The organism is Nesiotobacter zosterae (assembly GCF_033843645.1).
GTDB classification, from domain to species: Bacteria; Pseudomonadota; Alphaproteobacteria; order Rhizobiales; family Stappiaceae; genus Pseudovibrio; species Pseudovibrio zosterae.
In genome coordinates, this window is record NZ_JAWXVZ010000003.1 from 40,052 (window position 1) to 54,906 (window position 14,855).

The following is a 14,855-nucleotide window of genomic DNA, read 5'->3' on the forward strand; positions in this document are numbered from 1 at the left end:
CGCTCGGCAACGCGTTCAACTTGTTCGCTGGGCACAGGCGCGTTAAGGCATTTGCAACGGCAGTTTGGTGCGGAGGCAACTTTCCATGATGGCGACAGGCGGCATTGATCTTGGAGGCTCAAAGATTGAAGCAACCGCCTTCTCGGAAAACTGGCAGGTGCTTGCCTCCCGCCGGGTGGCAACACCGGCAGGTTCTTTTGAGGCATTGCTGGATGTGCTCGCGGAAGAAGTCCGATGGCTCCTCACACACGCCGCCCAAGACCAATTGCCCATCGGTATTGGTACGCCGGGTTTGAAGGCACGGGAGCAGGGTTTCAGCTTTGCGGCAAACCTTTCTGGCGGCACACGCAACCTCAAACAGGAGCTGTCAGACCGGATCGGTTTTCCCATCTGGTTTGAAAATGACGCCAACTGTTTTGCCCTGTCAGAAGCAATGCTCGGCGCCGGGCGGAGGTATTCCTCTGTGTTTGGCCTGATCATTGGCACTGGTGTGGGCGGTGGCTATGTCTGCAATGGAACGCTGCCGCCAGACCGGAATGGCGCATGCGGTGAGGTGGGGCATCTCAGCATACCGGCCATTGAGGCGCAAAGGCTGGATCTTCCTTTGGTCACATGCGGCTGTGGCAAGACCGGTTGTTATGAGACATTGCTGCGCGGTCCCGGCCTGTCGCTGATCCATGAGCATTATGGGGGAAGGCCCCTCAGTCCCAAGGAGTTGATTTCTCTGGAGGCAGCAGGGGATCAGCTGGCAAGGCGCTCGCTTGCGTCATGGGCAGAGCTGCTGGCCAGCTTGGTCGCAGATTTGCAAGTCACCTTTGACCCAGAGGTGGTCATCTTCGGCGGGGGGCTGTCAAACCTCCCGGATCTGACCAACCAAATAGCCGAGCCCCTTTCAAAAAAGCTGCTGCCGAAGACAGAAGCCCCCGCGCTCTGCTTGGCGGAGCACGGGGACAGCAGTGGCGCATGGGGCGCAGCACTTGCAGCGCGTAATGCTTGGGCGGGCTAGTCCAAGGTGCGTTTGAAACGCAATAGGGCCAGCACGGCAAATCCCAGCACAAACGCAAGGAGCGCGTAGCTCGACGCTGCCACGTCAGGCCATTCGGCCCCTTTCAACATCACCCCTCGGATCACCCGCAGGAAATGGGTGAGCGGAAAGATCTCTCCCAGCACCTGCGCCCAGTCCGGCATCCCGCGAAACGGGAACATGAAGCCGGAAAGCAGCAGAGAGGGCAGAAAGAAGAAGAACGTGATCTGCATGGCCTGCATCTGGGTCTTGGCAATGGTGGAAATGAAGTAACCCAGCAGAACCAGCGCAAACACAAAGATGATGGTCGTGGCAAACAGCAGGCCGACGCTGCCCACAAACGGAATGTCAAAGACAAGCCGCCCCGCAACCAACACCACAACCACCTGCACGGCACCAACGCCCAGATAGGGCAACACCTTGCCCAGCATGATTTCGGCGGGCGTCGCGGGCATGGCCAACAGGTTCTCCATGGTGCCGCGTTCATACTCCCGCGTCAGCGCCATGGACGTCATCATCACCATCGTCAGCTGCAAGATCACACCCAGGAGCCCCGGAACCACATTGTATTGCGATATCGCCTCCGGGTTATAGCGCCGGTGCACCACCACCTCGAGCCCCCGCTGTTCTTCAGGGGCGGTCATGTTCACGCGGGAAAAGGCCTGACGCGCAATCTCCGGCAGGGCGGATATGGCAGCGCTGGACGCCGCAGGGTCGGTGGCATCTGCTTCCACGAGGATCTGAGGTTTTTCCTGCCGCTCCATGCGAACGGCAAGGTCAGAGGGAATGGTGACCACAAACGCCACCTCGCCGCGCACGAGCATTTGATCTGCCTCTGCAGCCGAGCCATTGACCGTGGTAAAACGGTAGTAGTCCGATACCTCCAGCGCCTGCACAATGGCGCGGGTGTAAGGCTCATTGCCTGTTGCGACCAGCGCGGCGGGCAGGTCGCGTGGATCGTTGTTGATGGCATAGCCAAACAAGAGCAGCTGCATGATCGGGATGCCCAGCATCATGCCAAAGGTAATGCGGTCCCGGCGCATCTGGACGAATTCCTTGAGGAACAAGGCCCATAAGCGGGTGAGAGAAAACCAGCCGGTCATGACATGTTGTCCTTGCTGTCACTCATGAATTTGATGAAGACGTCCTCAAGGCTTGTTTCGCCGGGTTTCACGGTAATGCCCGACCGGCCCTCCAGCTTGCCAAGCGCCCGTTCAAGCGCCGGTCTTTCCGTGCCAACCACATGGAGAGACGCGCCAAACGGGGCCACCTGTTCCACCCCGTCTTCTGCCAGCAAGAGAGCGCTCACGCCCTCCAGCTTTTCGCCGTGCACCAGATAGGTGACCAGACCGGAGTTGGCGATCACACTTTCAATGGTGCCCTCGGCGATCATCTTGCCGTAGGAAATGTAGCTGATGCGGTGGCAGCGCTCGGCCTCATCCATGTAGTGGGTGGAAACAAGCACCGTCATGCCTTCAGCGGCCAGATGGTGGATCTCATCCCAGAAGTCGCGCCGAGCTTTGGGGTCCACGCCTGCTGTGGGCTCGTCAAGCAACAGCAGTTTTGGCCGGTGCATGGTACAGGCGGCGAGGGCAAGGCGCTGCTTCCAGCCGCCCGAAAGCGAGCCTGCAAGTTGGTGTCGACGGGTCGTCAGGCCCAGTTGATCCAGCGTCGAACGCACTTGGTCTTTTGCTGCTTTGAGCCGGTAGAGCTTGGCGACGAAGTTCAGGTTCTCTTCAATGGTCAGATCCTCATAGAAGGAGAATTTTTGGGTCATGTACCCCACCTCCTTCTTGATGCTGAGCTGACTTTTCTCAAGGTCAAACCCCAGCACAGAGCCGCGACCGGCGTCCGGCCTCAGCAATCCGCACATCATGCGAATGCTTGTGGTCTTGCCGGAGCCGTTCGGCCCCAGAAAGCCGATGATTTCTCCGGTCTTCACCTTCATGGAGACGTTGTCGACCACCGTCTTGTCGCCGAAACGCTTGGTCAGGCCTGTAACATCAATGGCGTACATGGCATCAATCCAGCGTCACATCGACAATTTGGCCGGGTTTCAGCTGTTCCGAGCCAGATGTGGGGCGTGCCTCCACCAGGTAGACCAGCTTGTCTCGTGTATCGACAGAGAAAATCACCGGTGGGGTAAACTCAGGCTCTGCGGAGATGTAGGTCACAATCGCTTCAAGGCCGCTGGGGCACCCCGAGCAGGCAACTGATAGCTTGTCTCCCATGTCCACGGCGGAAAACGCAGCCTCCGGCACATAAAGGGTGAGTTTCGTAGCGCCATCTGGCAACACGGAGACGATTGGCGCACCGGGGCCTGCCATCTCGCCAACCCGGCGAATGACGTCGGAAACCTCGCCATCCTGCTGGGCGCGGATCACCCGTTTGTCGAGCAGCCATTGTGCCCGTTCCACACGCGTTTGTGCCTGCTCAAGCTTTTTTTCTGCCGCCTCAATCACAGAGGCCCGTGCAGGAAGCTGCGCCACAGCAAGGTTCGCCTCCAGCTCGGCCACGCGGGCGATGGCCATGTCATGGGCGGTGGACGCTTCGTCCAACTGCGCTTGCGAAGCGACAGCGCGGGCGTGCAGCCCCTCCAGTCGTTTCATCACGCGTTTGGCTTCCTTTGCCTGTGCTTCCGCGGAGCGCAAAGTGGCTTCAATCACCGAAATCTCTTCCGGCCGCTTGCCAATCAGCAAGTCTTCCAACTCGGCTTTCGCTGTGGCCAGTGACGCCTCCGCCTCACTTAGCGCAATCTCGGCATCTTCTGTTTCGAGACGGGCGATCACCTGCTCGGCTCCAACCCGCTCTCCGCGTTTTACGGCCAGCTCCAGAATTTCTGCCTGCTCATTGGCGGCGATGTGGGTGTATTCGCCCTCCACATAGCCAGGGATAACCACAGCATCCGCCCCGCATGAGCCTAGCAAACCCGCCAACACAGGGATCACGCAGAGATCAATCATCTTCAGCCTCCGACCTTGCAAGCGCCAGTGTCGCCCTCAGATTGAAAGTCACAGCGGTTGCCAGTTTCTTTGCCTCCACAGGGGTGAGGCTCTCCCAGTCCAAGCGCTGCAAGATCACATCCTGCGTCATGCGGAAGTAGAAGATCTGGCCAACAAAGGTAAAGACAGCAAGTCGAGTGCGTTCTTCCTCGGCCCCCCAGCCGGATGCCCTGGCAAACAGTTGGCAAATGGCCTTGTGCGCGGGCTCGATCAGGTTGCTGTAAACATGATCCACGACAGCGGAGGGGGAGGCCATTTCCATTATGAGAAAGCGCACAAACAACCGCGCCTTTGGGTCCAGCAGCACAAAGAAAACCATACGCTCCAGCTGCTGCAGCAGTTGCTGCTCTGCCTCCTCGGGCGTGCTTGTGGTCAATTCTTCCATGTAGCCATGCAGGTGCTGGATCAAAGCCTGCCGCATGACGGCAACAATGAACACGGAACAGGCATCTCGCAAGCCTTCCTTTCCTCCAAAGTGATAGGAAATGGCGGCAATGTTCGCCTCCGCCAAGCTGGCAATCTCGCGCGTAGACGTGGCGGCATAGCCGTTCTTGGTAAAGGCCTGCAAGGCGGCTTCAATCAACGCCACCTTGGTCCGGTCAGAGGCGGAGGTGGGGTTCAGCAACGCCTCTGCAGTCCCAAGGTTTAGGTGTTGGGTTTGGGCGGGATCGGCAGCTGCGTTGCTGAGACGGTCGGTGTCCACGAGGGCACTCCTTTCAATCAATCGAATGATTAAAACAAACGTTTGAATTGTTTGTAGAGGGATATTCGTCAAAACGCAATCGCATTTATCTAAGTAAGTTTACGGAAAAGGGGGCTTTCGTCAGGCACCGCATTGGGGCAGTCTGAACACAGCAAACTGCGGCACAGGCTCACGTCAGCCCTTCCGGTGCCTAACATCGAGCGTCCCGTCCAAGAAGGAACCGCCTGCAATGTTAAGACGGCTCTACAGTCCCGCTGCGTTTGATCCCAATTTGCCGGTTGGTACCTATTGGTCCGAAACCGTTGACGAAACTGGGGGGCGCTTCACACCGCCCGATGGCGCATTGGCGGTGGACTTCGCCGTGATTGGCGCAGGCTACACGGGCCTGAATGCAGCGCTCCGTCTGTCGCAAAAATTCTCCGCCTCTGTTGCGGTTTTGGATGCTGGTTGGCCCGGCTGGGGCGCGTCTGGGCGCAGTGGCGGGTTCTGCTGCATGGGCGGTGCGCGGCTCTCGGAAAGCCAGATTGAAAGAAACCACGGACTGGAAGAAGCGCAAAAGTTCGCGATGACCCAAGTCGAGTCCGTCGCGTTTGTCCGCGAATTGACCGAACTGCACGATATGGAAGTGGAAGCGCACGGAAACGGGGAGTGGGCCTTGGCCCATTGCCCCGAGGCTCTTGACGATTTGCGCTTGGAGGCCAACGCCCTTGAGCGCTATGCCGGGCTTCAGCCTGCGTTTTATGGCCCACATGCGCTGGCGGAGATCGGCATGGCTGGCCCGCACTTTCATGGCGCGGCGCATATTCCAGTTGGTTTTGCTCTCAATCCCGCACGCTATGTGGAGGGGCTAACTCGCGCCGTGTTGTGTTCCGGGGTGCAGATATTCGGTCACTCCCCGGTCACAGGCCTGTCCAAGGAGGGCAACCGCTACCTCTTGCATCTGCCCAAAGGGGTAATCTCAGCGGAGAACCTGCTGATTGCGGTAAATGGCTATGGGCAGGATGGACCCCATGACTGGTTCGCCGGTCGGCACTTGCCGGTCCTTTCCAATGTCATGGTCACGCGCGCTCTTTCCCCGCAGGAACAGGAGGCGCAAGGTTGGACGGCACATGAGATGGCGTATGATACCCGCAACCTGTTGCACTACTTTCGGCTTCTGCCCAACGGACGGTTCCTGTTTGGGATGCGTGGGGGCACCGATGCTGCGCCGGAAAAGCGCCAGCACATGTTCGAGCGCACGCGCCAGCACTTTGACCTCATGTTCCCTGCATGGTCCGATGTGGAGGCCACACACTTCTGGAGTGGTTTTGTCTGCATGAACCGCAGTCTGGCGCCCTACATTGGAGCCGTCGGGTCGCTGTCACGGGTTTGGACGGCGGCAGGCTACCACGGAAACGGCATTGCCATGGCCTCATGGGCGGGCAAGGCGCTTGCGGATTTCGCTGCAGGCTATCAGCAAGGCATCGACCGCATCCCCGCTGTTATGCAGCAAGTCCCAAAGCGCTTTCCGCTGTCCGCATTGCGCCTGCTGTACCTGAAAGCGGCCTACTGCCATTACCAATGGGTGGATGGAAAGCTCTAGAGCCGGTCCCGCAGGGCGTAGTACATCATGCCGAGCACCATCAACGGATAGCGCAGGTGACGCCCGCCGGGGAAAACCGGGCTCGGAATCTTCGCCATCACATCAAACCGCGCCAACTGGCCATCAATCGCTTCGGCCACCACCTTGCCGGCCATTGTCGCAATGCTGATGCCATGACCGGAAAAGCCGCCCGCACTCCACACGTTCGGTGCAAGGCGCATGAACAGGGGCAGGCGGTTGAGCGTAATGCCCAGTGTGCCGCCCCAGCCATAGTCAAGGCGCACATCCTTGAGCTGCGGAAACACGTCCAGCATGGGCTTTCGCACGAAGGCCTTTATGTCCTTGGGAAATGCAAAACGATAGTTTTCACCGCCGCCGAACAGCAGCCGATTATCGGCAGAAAATCGGTAGTAGTTGATCACGAAACGGCTGTCGGCCACTGCCACGCGCTTGGCAATCAGGCTCTGCACCATCTCTTGCGGCAACGGTTCGCTCGCCACGATGAAGTTATTGATGGGCATCAACCGGCGCGCCACTGGCTTGCTCAAGTTCTCGATGTACCCATTGCAGGCGTAAACCACGTGGTCTGCCCGGACCCGGCCTCCAGAAGAGCAATGCACAATGGCAGGGGTGGTCTGCTCCACCTTTCGCACCTGCGTTTGCTCATGAAAGCGCACACCCGCCGCCTTTGCCGCACGTGCCAAACCCAAAACCAGATTGAGCGGGTGAAGGTGTGCCGCGCCATGGTCCATGGTGCCGCTGAAGTAAGAGGGACTGTCGATCAGCGCGCGCGTGCGTTCCTCATCGTAGAACGCGATCTCATCATAGTGGTAGTCGCGGTGAAGCTTCTCCACCAGAGCCCTGCTGTGGGTTGAATAGCTGCGTTTGTGGTCGGCGTAAAAGATGCCCGGCGTCAAGTCACAGTCAATCTGATGCTGCGCAATCAGCTCTTTCACCAGCGCCTTGGCGTCCTCGCCAATCTGCCAAAGCGCCAACGCCCGTTCCGGCCCCACAAGGTCTTCCAGTTCATCCACGTCAACGCGCTGGCCGCTACCCAGCTGGCCCCCATTGCGCCCCGAGGCACCCCAGCCGATGCGGTGGGCATCCAGCACCACAACGTCATACCCGCGTGCGCGCAGGTGAAGGGCGGTCGAAAGACCCATGTAGCCCGCGCCCACAACACACACATCGCAGCGGGTGTCCTCGGCAAGAGGTGGAAAGGCCTCCAGAAACTCTGCGCTGGCATGGTAGTAAGAGGCCGGGTAGGTGCCCGCCTCATCATTGGCGTAAAGAAAACTCCCGCTCAGTCCCATGGTTGTTGCCCGGTCCTCCCCTCCAGATCAGACAGAGTGTAGCGCGCTTGAAACAAAAGGCGCAGCAAGATCATGCGCCTTTTGCCCTGCTTTTCCTATCCGCCGCATATGGGGCGTTGATCAGGCCGAAGGGCCCTCGGCTTTATCGCCGCCTGAGCCCGACTTGCCAGCTCTGTCTTCGATGAACTTGACGATGATCTGGGCCAGCTGGTCATTATCGGTCTTCTCATCCAGCGTGGACAATGCCGCGTCGGCCAGCTCATCGGTCAGCACTTCGCCGCGGCGGTTTTCAACCAGCGCTTTCGTGAAGGCCCGGTCAAACTCCGGATGGCCTTGGAAACTCAGCGCCCGGTCGCCGTAGGAGAGGGCGGCATAGGGGCAGAACTCTGATTTCGCCAGCACCTTTGCGCTCTCCGGAATTTCAACCACCTGGTCCTGATGGAATGTGTTTAGCGAGAACTCAGTGGCCTCCGGGAAGAGCGCCTTGCCGTCCTCGGTCACCTCGTAGGACTGCACGCCAAGGCCCCAGCCGCGCCGCGACTTCACAGCCGATCCGCCAAGTGCCTCGGCCAATATCTGATGTCCAAAGCAAATGCCGACTAAAGGAATGCCCTCCTCATAGGCTTCCTCAAGGAACTCCTTCAGTTCCTCGATCCAGTCCAGGTCATCGTAAACGCCGTGTTTGGAGCCGGTCACCAGCCAGGCGTCGCATTCGTCCAGTGTAAACGGAAACTCACCTTCATTGACGCGATAGGCTCGAAAGTCCCACTCCGGGGCCTCAATACACAACATGTCTGCAAACAGCTGAGGGTAGGAGCCGTATTCTTCTTCCAGCGCTTCAGGCGGGCGGCCGGTTTCCAGAATGCCCAGTGTAAAAGTCGTGCTCAATTGGAGTGCTCCTGATCCCGAAATGCTGCGAGGATTTTACTCAATGGTCTGTAGATGGGGCGTCATTGCATTGTCTGTCAACCGCTTGGCCGCATTCAGTTAAATGCATTCATTAAGTCCATCCTGTGAAACACTTTTGCAAACCCACCCCTCATAACAATAGGGGCTTCCTAGCAAGGCCAAACGGTGGCAATATCAAGACGGTCTTGATTTGGGGACTGGAATGATCATTGGAATAGTCGTTGCACTAACTGCAATAGCAGCACTTCTGATCTATACAATTCGCGGTTTGCACAACCTGCGTAAACCCACGAATGGTATGCCGATTACTTTGGCAGCGCGCCCCAATACCGCTCTGGTACTTGTGGATTTGCAGGAAGATTTTCTGCGGGCCGTGTCAGAGGACCGGCCGTTCTCCGAGGAAATCAACCGCGCATCCGCTGAAATAAGGCGGTTGACGTCCTACGCCCGTGCGCAGGGCTGGCCCGTGATCATCATTCGTCACATCTACAAGGGCTGGTACACCAACAAGGTCGTGCACATGGTGGACGATGGGCGCGGCGCAGCAGATTCCGACGGTCTTGGGTTGGACCCGCGCTTCAATGTGCAGGGCGATGCCGAGTTCATCAAACATCGCAGCGACGCGTTTTCCTCCCATGCCTTCAACGACTATCTGGAAGACCGGAAGATTGGCACGCTTGTTCTTGCCGGGCTGGATGGGAACCTGTGCGTGAAGAACACCGCACAAGGCGGCCTCAATCGCGGCTATCGCATTCTCTTCAGTGAAGATGCGGTCATCTCTCGCGACACCAACAAGTGGTGGGAGACCCGCCGCACCTATGGGGAGAAAGGGGTCAAGCCCTTCAAGCTTCCGGTGCCAGAGCCTGCCTGAGCGTGGGCGCAGTCCTTCTTAAATGGAATACTTATGTATGCCGTTTGTCCTTGCCCCAAGGCAGCTGAACTGGCAATACGGTCAGGTCCAAAGTTCAATCCCCTTGAACACCCCACATCGCACGCCTCGTAAGTGACTTGGCCTTTCGACCAGCCCAGACGTCCCTGTGCCGTGTTCTCTCATAAAGAGACCGTCCCTCCATACGGTCCCATGAGATGCCCATGACCCATACCGATAGCGCAGCCGGTTCTCCCGCGCGTTTTGCAGAGTTGTTCACGCCAAAGCTCCTCACCGTGTTGAGGGAGGGCTACGGCCTGAGCCATTTCAAGAGCGATCTGATCGCCGGGCTCACTGTCGCCGTTGTGGCGCTTCCTTTGTCAATGGCTATTGCCATTGCCGCTGGCGCAACGCCAGCACAAGGGCTTTATACGGCAATTTTCGGCGGGCTTTTCGTATCCGCGCTGGGCGGCAGTCGGTTTCAGATTGGTGGGCCGGCGGGGGCCTTTATTGTGCTCATGGCCTCCACCGTTGCCACCCATGGCATGGATGGGCTCTTGTTGGCCACCATGATGGCGGGTGTCCTGCTGCTTCTCATTGGCCTGCTTCGCCTTGGCACCTACATCAAGTTCATCCCCTATCCGGTAACGGTCGGCTTCACTGCGGGCATTGCCATCATCATCTTCGCAAGTCAGCTCAAAGAGCTGCTTGGACTAACGCTTTCTGGCCCCGAGCCCGGACCCCTTCTTGAAAAGCTGCCGGTTCTCGCGGCGGCTTTCTCCTCTTGGAATGCTGGCGCCGCCGCCATTTCGGTGGCAACAATCCTCCTCATTGTCGGGCTCAAGAGGTTCCGCCCCGCATGGCCGGGCATGTTGCTCGCGGTGTCCCTTGCAGCGCTTGCCACCGCGGTCTTCGACTTGCCGGTGGACACGATTGGCTCCCGGTTCGGCGGCATTCCCGCACAGATCCCAATGCCCCATCTGCCCGCGCTCTCATGGGAGAAGGCGGTGGCCGTCCTGCCCAGTGCAATCGCCTTTGCGTTGCTTGGGGCCATTGAGTCACTCTTGTCCGCCGTGGTGGCCGATGGCATGACCGGGCGTCGTCACCGGTCCAATTGCGAGCTGGCAGCGCAAGGCATCGCCAACATCATCTCACCGCTGTTCGGCGGCATTTGCGTCACGGGCACCATTGCCCGCACCGCCACCAACATCCGGGCTGGGGCTCATGGGCCTGTAGCTGGCATCGTTCACGCTGTGTGTTTGTTGTTGTTCATCGTGATTGCCGCGCCGGTGGCCTATTTCATCCCGCTTGCCGCTCTTGCTGGGGTTCTGGCCGTGGTGGCATGGAACATGATTGAAAAGTCCGCCATTGTCAGCCTGCTGCGTGCGTCCAGAGGAGATGCGCTGGTTCTCGGCTCCGTCTTCCTGCTCACCATTTTCCGCGATCTCACCGAAGCCATTGTGGTTGGGGTGGCGCTGGGGTCCGTGCTGTTTATCTCCCGTATGGCCCGCGCCACATCGGTCGAGATGTGCCCTTCCTTCGCGCAGGACGATCTGCCCGACAGCGTCGAGGCGCGCAGTGCCTATAACGGCCTAAACGTGGCCAGTTCCGATATCGTCGTCTACCGCATCACCGGGGCGTTCTTTTTCGGGGCCGCGTCAGCCGTCGGTGCGGCGCTGGATGCCATTGCCGATGACCGAAAGGCCTTGATACTGGACTTTACCGGTGTGCCCTTCATCGATTCAACTGCCGCGAAGACGCTGGAAGGCACCGCGGAGAAACACAACCGCCACGGCATCAAGGTCATTGTGGCAGGCGCCTCGCGGGATGTGATGCAGGCCCTGTTTGCGCAAGGGCTTAAGCCCCCTGTGGTCTCCTTTGAACGCTCGGTCGAAACCGCGCTTGCCAAGTGCAAAGGGTAGGGCGGGCATGAAGAAAAGCCGCTGCGGGGGTGTGCAGCGGCCTTCCTTGATCTGCGGCTCTGGGAGGTGTTACCGCAGCCGTTCTTCGTCCGGCGTAAACAGGAAAGCCTTGTTTGCTGGTATGCCAAGCGTCACGCTCTTGACCTTGTTGGAAAGGCGATTGTCGCGGAGCTCTGCGGTCACCTGCGTTCCGCCAGCCAGATTGGCATAGACGAAGGTGGACTCGCCTAGGTTTTCAACGAAGGCAACCGGCAGGTTCGTAGAGAACTCTCCTGCATCCGCGCCATTCAGGAAGTGCTCGGGGCGAATGCCAAGGGTGAGTTCGGAGCCCTGCGCCACAGCGGTTTTGATCCCCGGTATCTCAAGGGTCTGATCCCCAAAGCCTTCCACGGTCACCTTCAGGCCGGTCGCCGTGTTGCCTTCAGAGCGGGCTTTCAGGAAGTTCATTTTCGGCGAGCCGATGAAGCCAGCCACAAACTGGTTGGCCGGATCGTCATAGAGGTCAAGCGGCGCTCCGAACTGGCGCACATGGCCGCCTTCCAGCACCACAATCTTGTCCGCCAACGTCATGGCCTCCACCTGATCGTGGGTCACGTAGATCATGGTGGCATCCATCTGACTGTGCAGGCGGGCAATCTCGATGCGCATCTGCACTCGCAGTTCCGCATCAAGGTTGGAAAGCGGCTCGTCGAACAAGAACACCTTCGGGTTGCGCACAATGGCGCGTCCAATGGCAACGCGCTGGCGCTGACCACCCGAAAGCTGCTTGGGGAAGCGTTCGAGGAGCGGTTCGAGTTGCAGAATACGGGCCGCTTCATCCACGCGCCGTTTGATCTCCGCCTTGTCCCGTCCGGCCATTTTCAGGCCAAAACCCATGTTGTCGGCAACGGTCATGTGGGGGTAGAGCGCGTAGGATTGAAACACCATGGCCACACCGCGCAGCGACGCATCCACGTTGGTCACATCAACGCCATCAATCTCGATGGTGCCGCTGTTGGAAAGCTCAAGGCCCGCAATGGTCCGCAGCAAGGTGGACTTGCCACAACCGGAGGGCCCAACAAACACAACAAACTCTCCCTGTTTGATGTCCAGATTGATGCCATGCAGAATTTCAAGCTTGTCATAGCTTTTGCGCAGGTCGGTCAAACGCACCGTGGTCATAAGGTGTCTCCCAAAACGTCAGAAATTCGAAGCGCTCATGGTTGGCGCAAAACTACAAATTCATTGAAATCTCAGCACTGTGGGCAATCTGGCGTGCTGTCTCCTGCAGCGGTGCCAGATAGGTCGCCACCATCTGGTCCAGATTGGTAATCCCGGTGGTGCTGGTAATGGACATGGCGCCAATGGGTTCGCCGCGCCGTCCGAGTATGGGCACGGCAATGCAGATGATGGTCGGCTCATGCTCCTCATCGTCAAAGGCGTAGCCCCGCTGGCGAATGACGGACAGGTTGTCCCTCAGCATTTGCGGAGTCACCAGTGTTTTCGCCGTATGCTTTTGAAAAGACTGCGCCGCAATCGCGTGGTCCAACTGTGCGTCGGGCAGGAAGGCCAGCATCGCCTTGCCAACGCCGGTGCAGTAAGCCGGGCCGATCTTGCCGGGGCTGGAATACATCTGCACGGAGCGGGCGGGCAGGCGCTTGTCCACGTAAAGCACCTGGTAATTGTCGAGCACAGCCAGGTGAATGGTTTCGCTCACCTTGGCGCTCAGAATGTCGAGGGCGTCACTGGCTGCGCCCGCCAAGCTGGTGTTTGCCCACGCAGAGTGCGCAAGGCGCATCAGTCGAAAGCCCACGCGATAGGTGTGCTGCTCCGAATCGTAAGAGAGCATGCCCTCGTTGGTCAGTTGCCGAAGCATTCTGTGCAAGGTGGCGCGCGATAGCGGAACACTGCTCAAAAGCTCGACGAAACGGGGTGGGTGGTCCGCCGCAGCGACCGCGTCCAGCACCGCCAGCGCTTTCGAGATCGGGCTGGAAAGATCAACTTCCTGAGGGACTTGCGTGTCTGGTTCTATATTTTTCATGGTCATTGGCTTTCCACTCCCAAATGGAAAACCCTCCTCCCGTGTAGCAAAGGCCAGTCTTCACCTGTTGGTTGACAATTATGCATTTCTGGCTTTTAATTTCAATTGATAAAACGCAGTTCCATTGAATGAAACAGTTTTATCCTTATCACTCAAGGGAGGTTGTGCAGTGATTAGTAGTTTTAAATCCGCGCTTATTGGTGCAGTGGCAGGCGTTGCTTTTGCTTCATCCGCTCTGGCGGGCGAGCTGGTCATCAATCTTGATCAGGGCGATCCGGCACCAAAAAAAGCTTTTGAAGAAATGATTGCAGGCTTCAAGGCCGAAAATCCTGATGTTGAAGTCATCGTCAACTTCATGGACAAGGAAGGCTACAAGACTTCCATCCGAAACTTCCTGACCGCAGACGCACCGGATCTGGCAACCTGGTATGCCGGTAACCGTATGGCACCGTTCGTGGAGGCGGGCCTGTTTGAAGATGTGACCGATGTTTGGGAAGAGCACGGTCTCAACGAAACGCTTAGCTCCGCAGCGGCCTCCATGACCATCGATGGCAAGAAGTGGGGCGTGCCTTTCACCTACTATCAGTGGGGCATTTACTACCGCAAAGACATCTTCGCCGATCTGGGAATTGAAACGCCAGAGACCTGGGAAGAGCTTCTGGCCGCATCTGCCAAGCTGAAGGAAAACGGCATCACGCCATTCACCATTGGCACCAAGGCCCTTTGGCCAACCGGTGGCTGGTTCGACTACATGAACCTGCGCGTCAACGGTTACGAGTTCCACATGGACCTCACATCCGGCAAGGTGCCTTACACCGATGAGCGCGTGCGCGCCACATTCGACAAATGGGCAGAGCTGGTAGAGCCCGGTTACTTCATCGACAACCACGCAGCGTTGGACTGGCAGGATGCGGTTCCGCCGCTCGTGCAGGGCAAGGCCGCCATGTATCTGATGGGCAACTTTGCGGTAGACGTGTTCAAGAGCGGTGGTTTGTCAGAAGACCAGATCGGCTACATGCAGTTCCCGGTCATCGACCCGTCCATCCCAATGGCTGAAGAAGCCCCAACGGACACCATCCACATTCCATCCGGCGCAAAGAACAAGGAAGACGCCCGTAAATTCCTTGCCTACATGGCCCGCGCAGACGTTCAGACCAAGTTGAACGAAACCCTCGGCCAGCTGCCAGTCAACTCAAAGGCAACCCGCCCGGCAGACCCGATCCTTGCTCAGGGCTTCAACGTTTTGTCTGAAGCTTACGCACTGGCGCAGTTCTACGACCGCGATGTGCCTGCGCAAATGGCGAAGGCTGGCATGGAAGGCTTCCAGGAGTTCATGGTCAAGCCAGAACGCGTTGATCGCATCCTCAAGCGCCTCGATAAGGTGCGTGAGCGCGTCTACGACTAACATGCTCTGAGTGATGGCCCGGACCGGCTCTTGCGGACCGGTCTGGGCCCTCATGTCCAGCCTGACACGGCGGGGAGGCTGCCGTGGCAATGGCCTTTCAATTCATC

The 14,855-nt window shown here is 58.4% G+C and carries 13 protein-coding genes; 5 read left to right on the top strand and 8 right to left on the bottom strand.

The window, feature by feature from the left end:
* Positions 1-85: 85 nt before the first annotated feature.
* A complete protein-coding gene (locus tag Q3Y58_RS04895; RefSeq protein WP_319621272.1) occupies positions 86-1,006 on the top strand; it encodes an ROK family protein in 921 nt (306 codons plus the stop codon).
* Here Q3Y58_RS04895 and Q3Y58_RS04900 read toward each other — a convergent pair.
* The 4 genes from Q3Y58_RS04900 to Q3Y58_RS04915 are packed head-to-tail and all read right to left on the bottom strand — an operon-like array spanning position 1,003 to position 4,729.
* Positions 1,003-2,127: an ABC transporter permease gene (locus Q3Y58_RS04900; protein ID WP_319621273.1), complete on the bottom strand. Its 1,125-nt coding sequence runs from the start codon at positions 2,125-2,127 to the stop codon at positions 1,003-1,005. The genes Q3Y58_RS04895 and Q3Y58_RS04900 overlap by 4 nt on opposite strands.
* Positions 2,124-3,041 (bottom strand): ABC transporter ATP-binding protein, encoded by a 918-nt coding sequence (locus tag Q3Y58_RS04905; protein ID WP_319621274.1) that lies wholly within the window; start codon positions 3,039-3,041, stop codon positions 2,124-2,126. The genes Q3Y58_RS04900 and Q3Y58_RS04905 overlap by 4 nt, the downstream gene beginning before the upstream one ends.
* A 4-nt stretch (positions 3,042-3,045) precedes the next feature.
* Positions 3,046-3,987 carry an HlyD family secretion protein gene (locus tag Q3Y58_RS04910; protein WP_319621275.1) on the bottom strand — a complete coding sequence of 314 codons (942 nt, stop codon included), beginning with the start codon at positions 3,985-3,987 and terminating at the stop codon, positions 3,046-3,048.
* A complete protein-coding gene (locus tag Q3Y58_RS04915; protein ID WP_319621276.1) occupies positions 3,980-4,729 on the bottom strand; it encodes a CerR family C-terminal domain-containing protein in 750 nt (249 codons plus the stop codon). The genes Q3Y58_RS04910 and Q3Y58_RS04915 overlap by 8 nt, the downstream gene beginning before the upstream one ends.
* 229 nt (positions 4,730-4,958) lie before the next feature.
* Between Q3Y58_RS04915 and Q3Y58_RS04920 the strand changes: the two genes are divergently transcribed.
* A complete protein-coding gene (locus Q3Y58_RS04920) occupies positions 4,959-6,311 on the top strand; it encodes an NAD(P)/FAD-dependent oxidoreductase (protein WP_319621277.1) in 1,353 nt (450 codons plus the stop codon).
* Here Q3Y58_RS04920 and Q3Y58_RS04925 read toward each other — a convergent pair.
* Positions 6,308-7,624, bottom strand: coding sequence for an NAD(P)/FAD-dependent oxidoreductase (locus Q3Y58_RS04925; RefSeq protein WP_319621278.1), 1,317 nt, complete (start codon positions 7,622-7,624; stop codon positions 6,308-6,310). The genes Q3Y58_RS04920 and Q3Y58_RS04925 overlap by 4 nt on opposite strands.
* Before the next feature lie 120 nt (positions 7,625-7,744).
* A complete protein-coding gene (locus Q3Y58_RS04930) occupies positions 7,745-8,512 on the bottom strand; it encodes a type 1 glutamine amidotransferase (RefSeq protein WP_319621279.1) in 768 nt (255 codons plus the stop codon).
* Between the two features lie 223 nt (positions 8,513-8,735).
* Here Q3Y58_RS04930 and Q3Y58_RS04935 point away from each other — a divergent pair, with 223 nt between their 5' ends.
* Positions 8,736-9,404, top strand: coding sequence for a cysteine hydrolase family protein (locus Q3Y58_RS04935; protein WP_274219569.1), 669 nt, complete (start codon positions 8,736-8,738; stop codon positions 9,402-9,404).
* 221 nt (positions 9,405-9,625) lie between these two features.
* A complete protein-coding gene (locus Q3Y58_RS04940; protein WP_319621280.1) occupies positions 9,626-11,323 on the top strand; it encodes a SulP family inorganic anion transporter in 1,698 nt (565 codons plus the stop codon).
* A gap of 69 nt (positions 11,324-11,392) precedes the next feature.
* Here the strand turns inward: Q3Y58_RS04940 and Q3Y58_RS04945 are convergent, their stop codons facing one another.
* Positions 11,393-12,484, bottom strand: a complete 1,092-nt coding sequence (locus tag Q3Y58_RS04945) for an ABC transporter ATP-binding protein (protein WP_319621281.1) — start codon at positions 12,482-12,484, stop codon at positions 11,393-11,395.
* A gap of 52 nt (positions 12,485-12,536) precedes the next feature.
* Positions 12,537-13,349 (bottom strand): IclR family transcriptional regulator, encoded by an 813-nt coding sequence (locus Q3Y58_RS04950; protein ID WP_274219566.1) that lies wholly within the window; start codon positions 13,347-13,349, stop codon positions 12,537-12,539.
* Positions 13,350-13,515: 166 nt separating this feature from the next.
* Here Q3Y58_RS04950 and Q3Y58_RS04955 point away from each other — a divergent pair, with 166 nt between their 5' ends.
* Positions 13,516-14,748 (top strand): ABC transporter substrate-binding protein, encoded by a 1,233-nt coding sequence (locus Q3Y58_RS04955; protein ID WP_319621572.1) that lies wholly within the window; start codon positions 13,516-13,518, stop codon positions 14,746-14,748.
* Positions 14,749-14,855 lie beyond the last annotated feature (107 nt).

Excerpts from the sequence above, each read along its gene's own strand:
- Q3Y58_RS04900 (WP_319621273.1), bottom strand. The coding sequence starts at position 2,127 with ATGACCGGCTGGTTTTCTCTCACCCGCTTATGGGCCTTGTTCCTCAAG.
- Q3Y58_RS04935 (WP_274219569.1), top strand. The coding sequence starts at position 8,736 with ATGATCATTGGAATAGTCGTTGCACTAACTGCAATAGCAGCACTTCTG.
- Q3Y58_RS04920 (WP_319621277.1), top strand. The coding sequence starts at position 4,959 with ATGTTAAGACGGCTCTACAGTCCCGCTGCGTTTGATCCCAATTTGCCG.
- Q3Y58_RS04910 (WP_319621275.1), bottom strand. The coding sequence starts at position 3,987 with ATGATTGATCTCTGCGTGATCCCTGTGTTGGCGGGTTTGCTAGGCTCA.
- Q3Y58_RS04925 (WP_319621278.1), bottom strand. The coding sequence starts at position 7,624 with ATGGGACTGAGCGGGAGTTTTCTTTACGCCAATGATGAGGCGGGCACC.
- Q3Y58_RS04940 (WP_319621280.1), top strand. The coding sequence starts at position 9,626 with ATGACCCATACCGATAGCGCAGCCGGTTCTCCCGCGCGTTTTGCAGAG.
- Q3Y58_RS04905 (WP_319621274.1), bottom strand. The coding sequence starts at position 3,041 with ATGTACGCCATTGATGTTACAGGCCTGACCAAGCGTTTCGGCGACAAG.
- Q3Y58_RS04895 (WP_319621272.1), top strand. The coding sequence starts at position 86 with ATGATGGCGACAGGCGGCATTGATCTTGGAGGCTCAAAGATTGAAGCA.
- Q3Y58_RS04945 (WP_319621281.1), bottom strand. The coding sequence starts at position 12,484 with ATGACCACGGTGCGTTTGACCGACCTGCGCAAAAGCTATGACAAGCTT.
- Q3Y58_RS04950 (WP_274219566.1), bottom strand. The coding sequence starts at position 13,349 with ATGACCATGAAAAATATAGAACCAGACACGCAAGTCCCTCAGGAAGTT.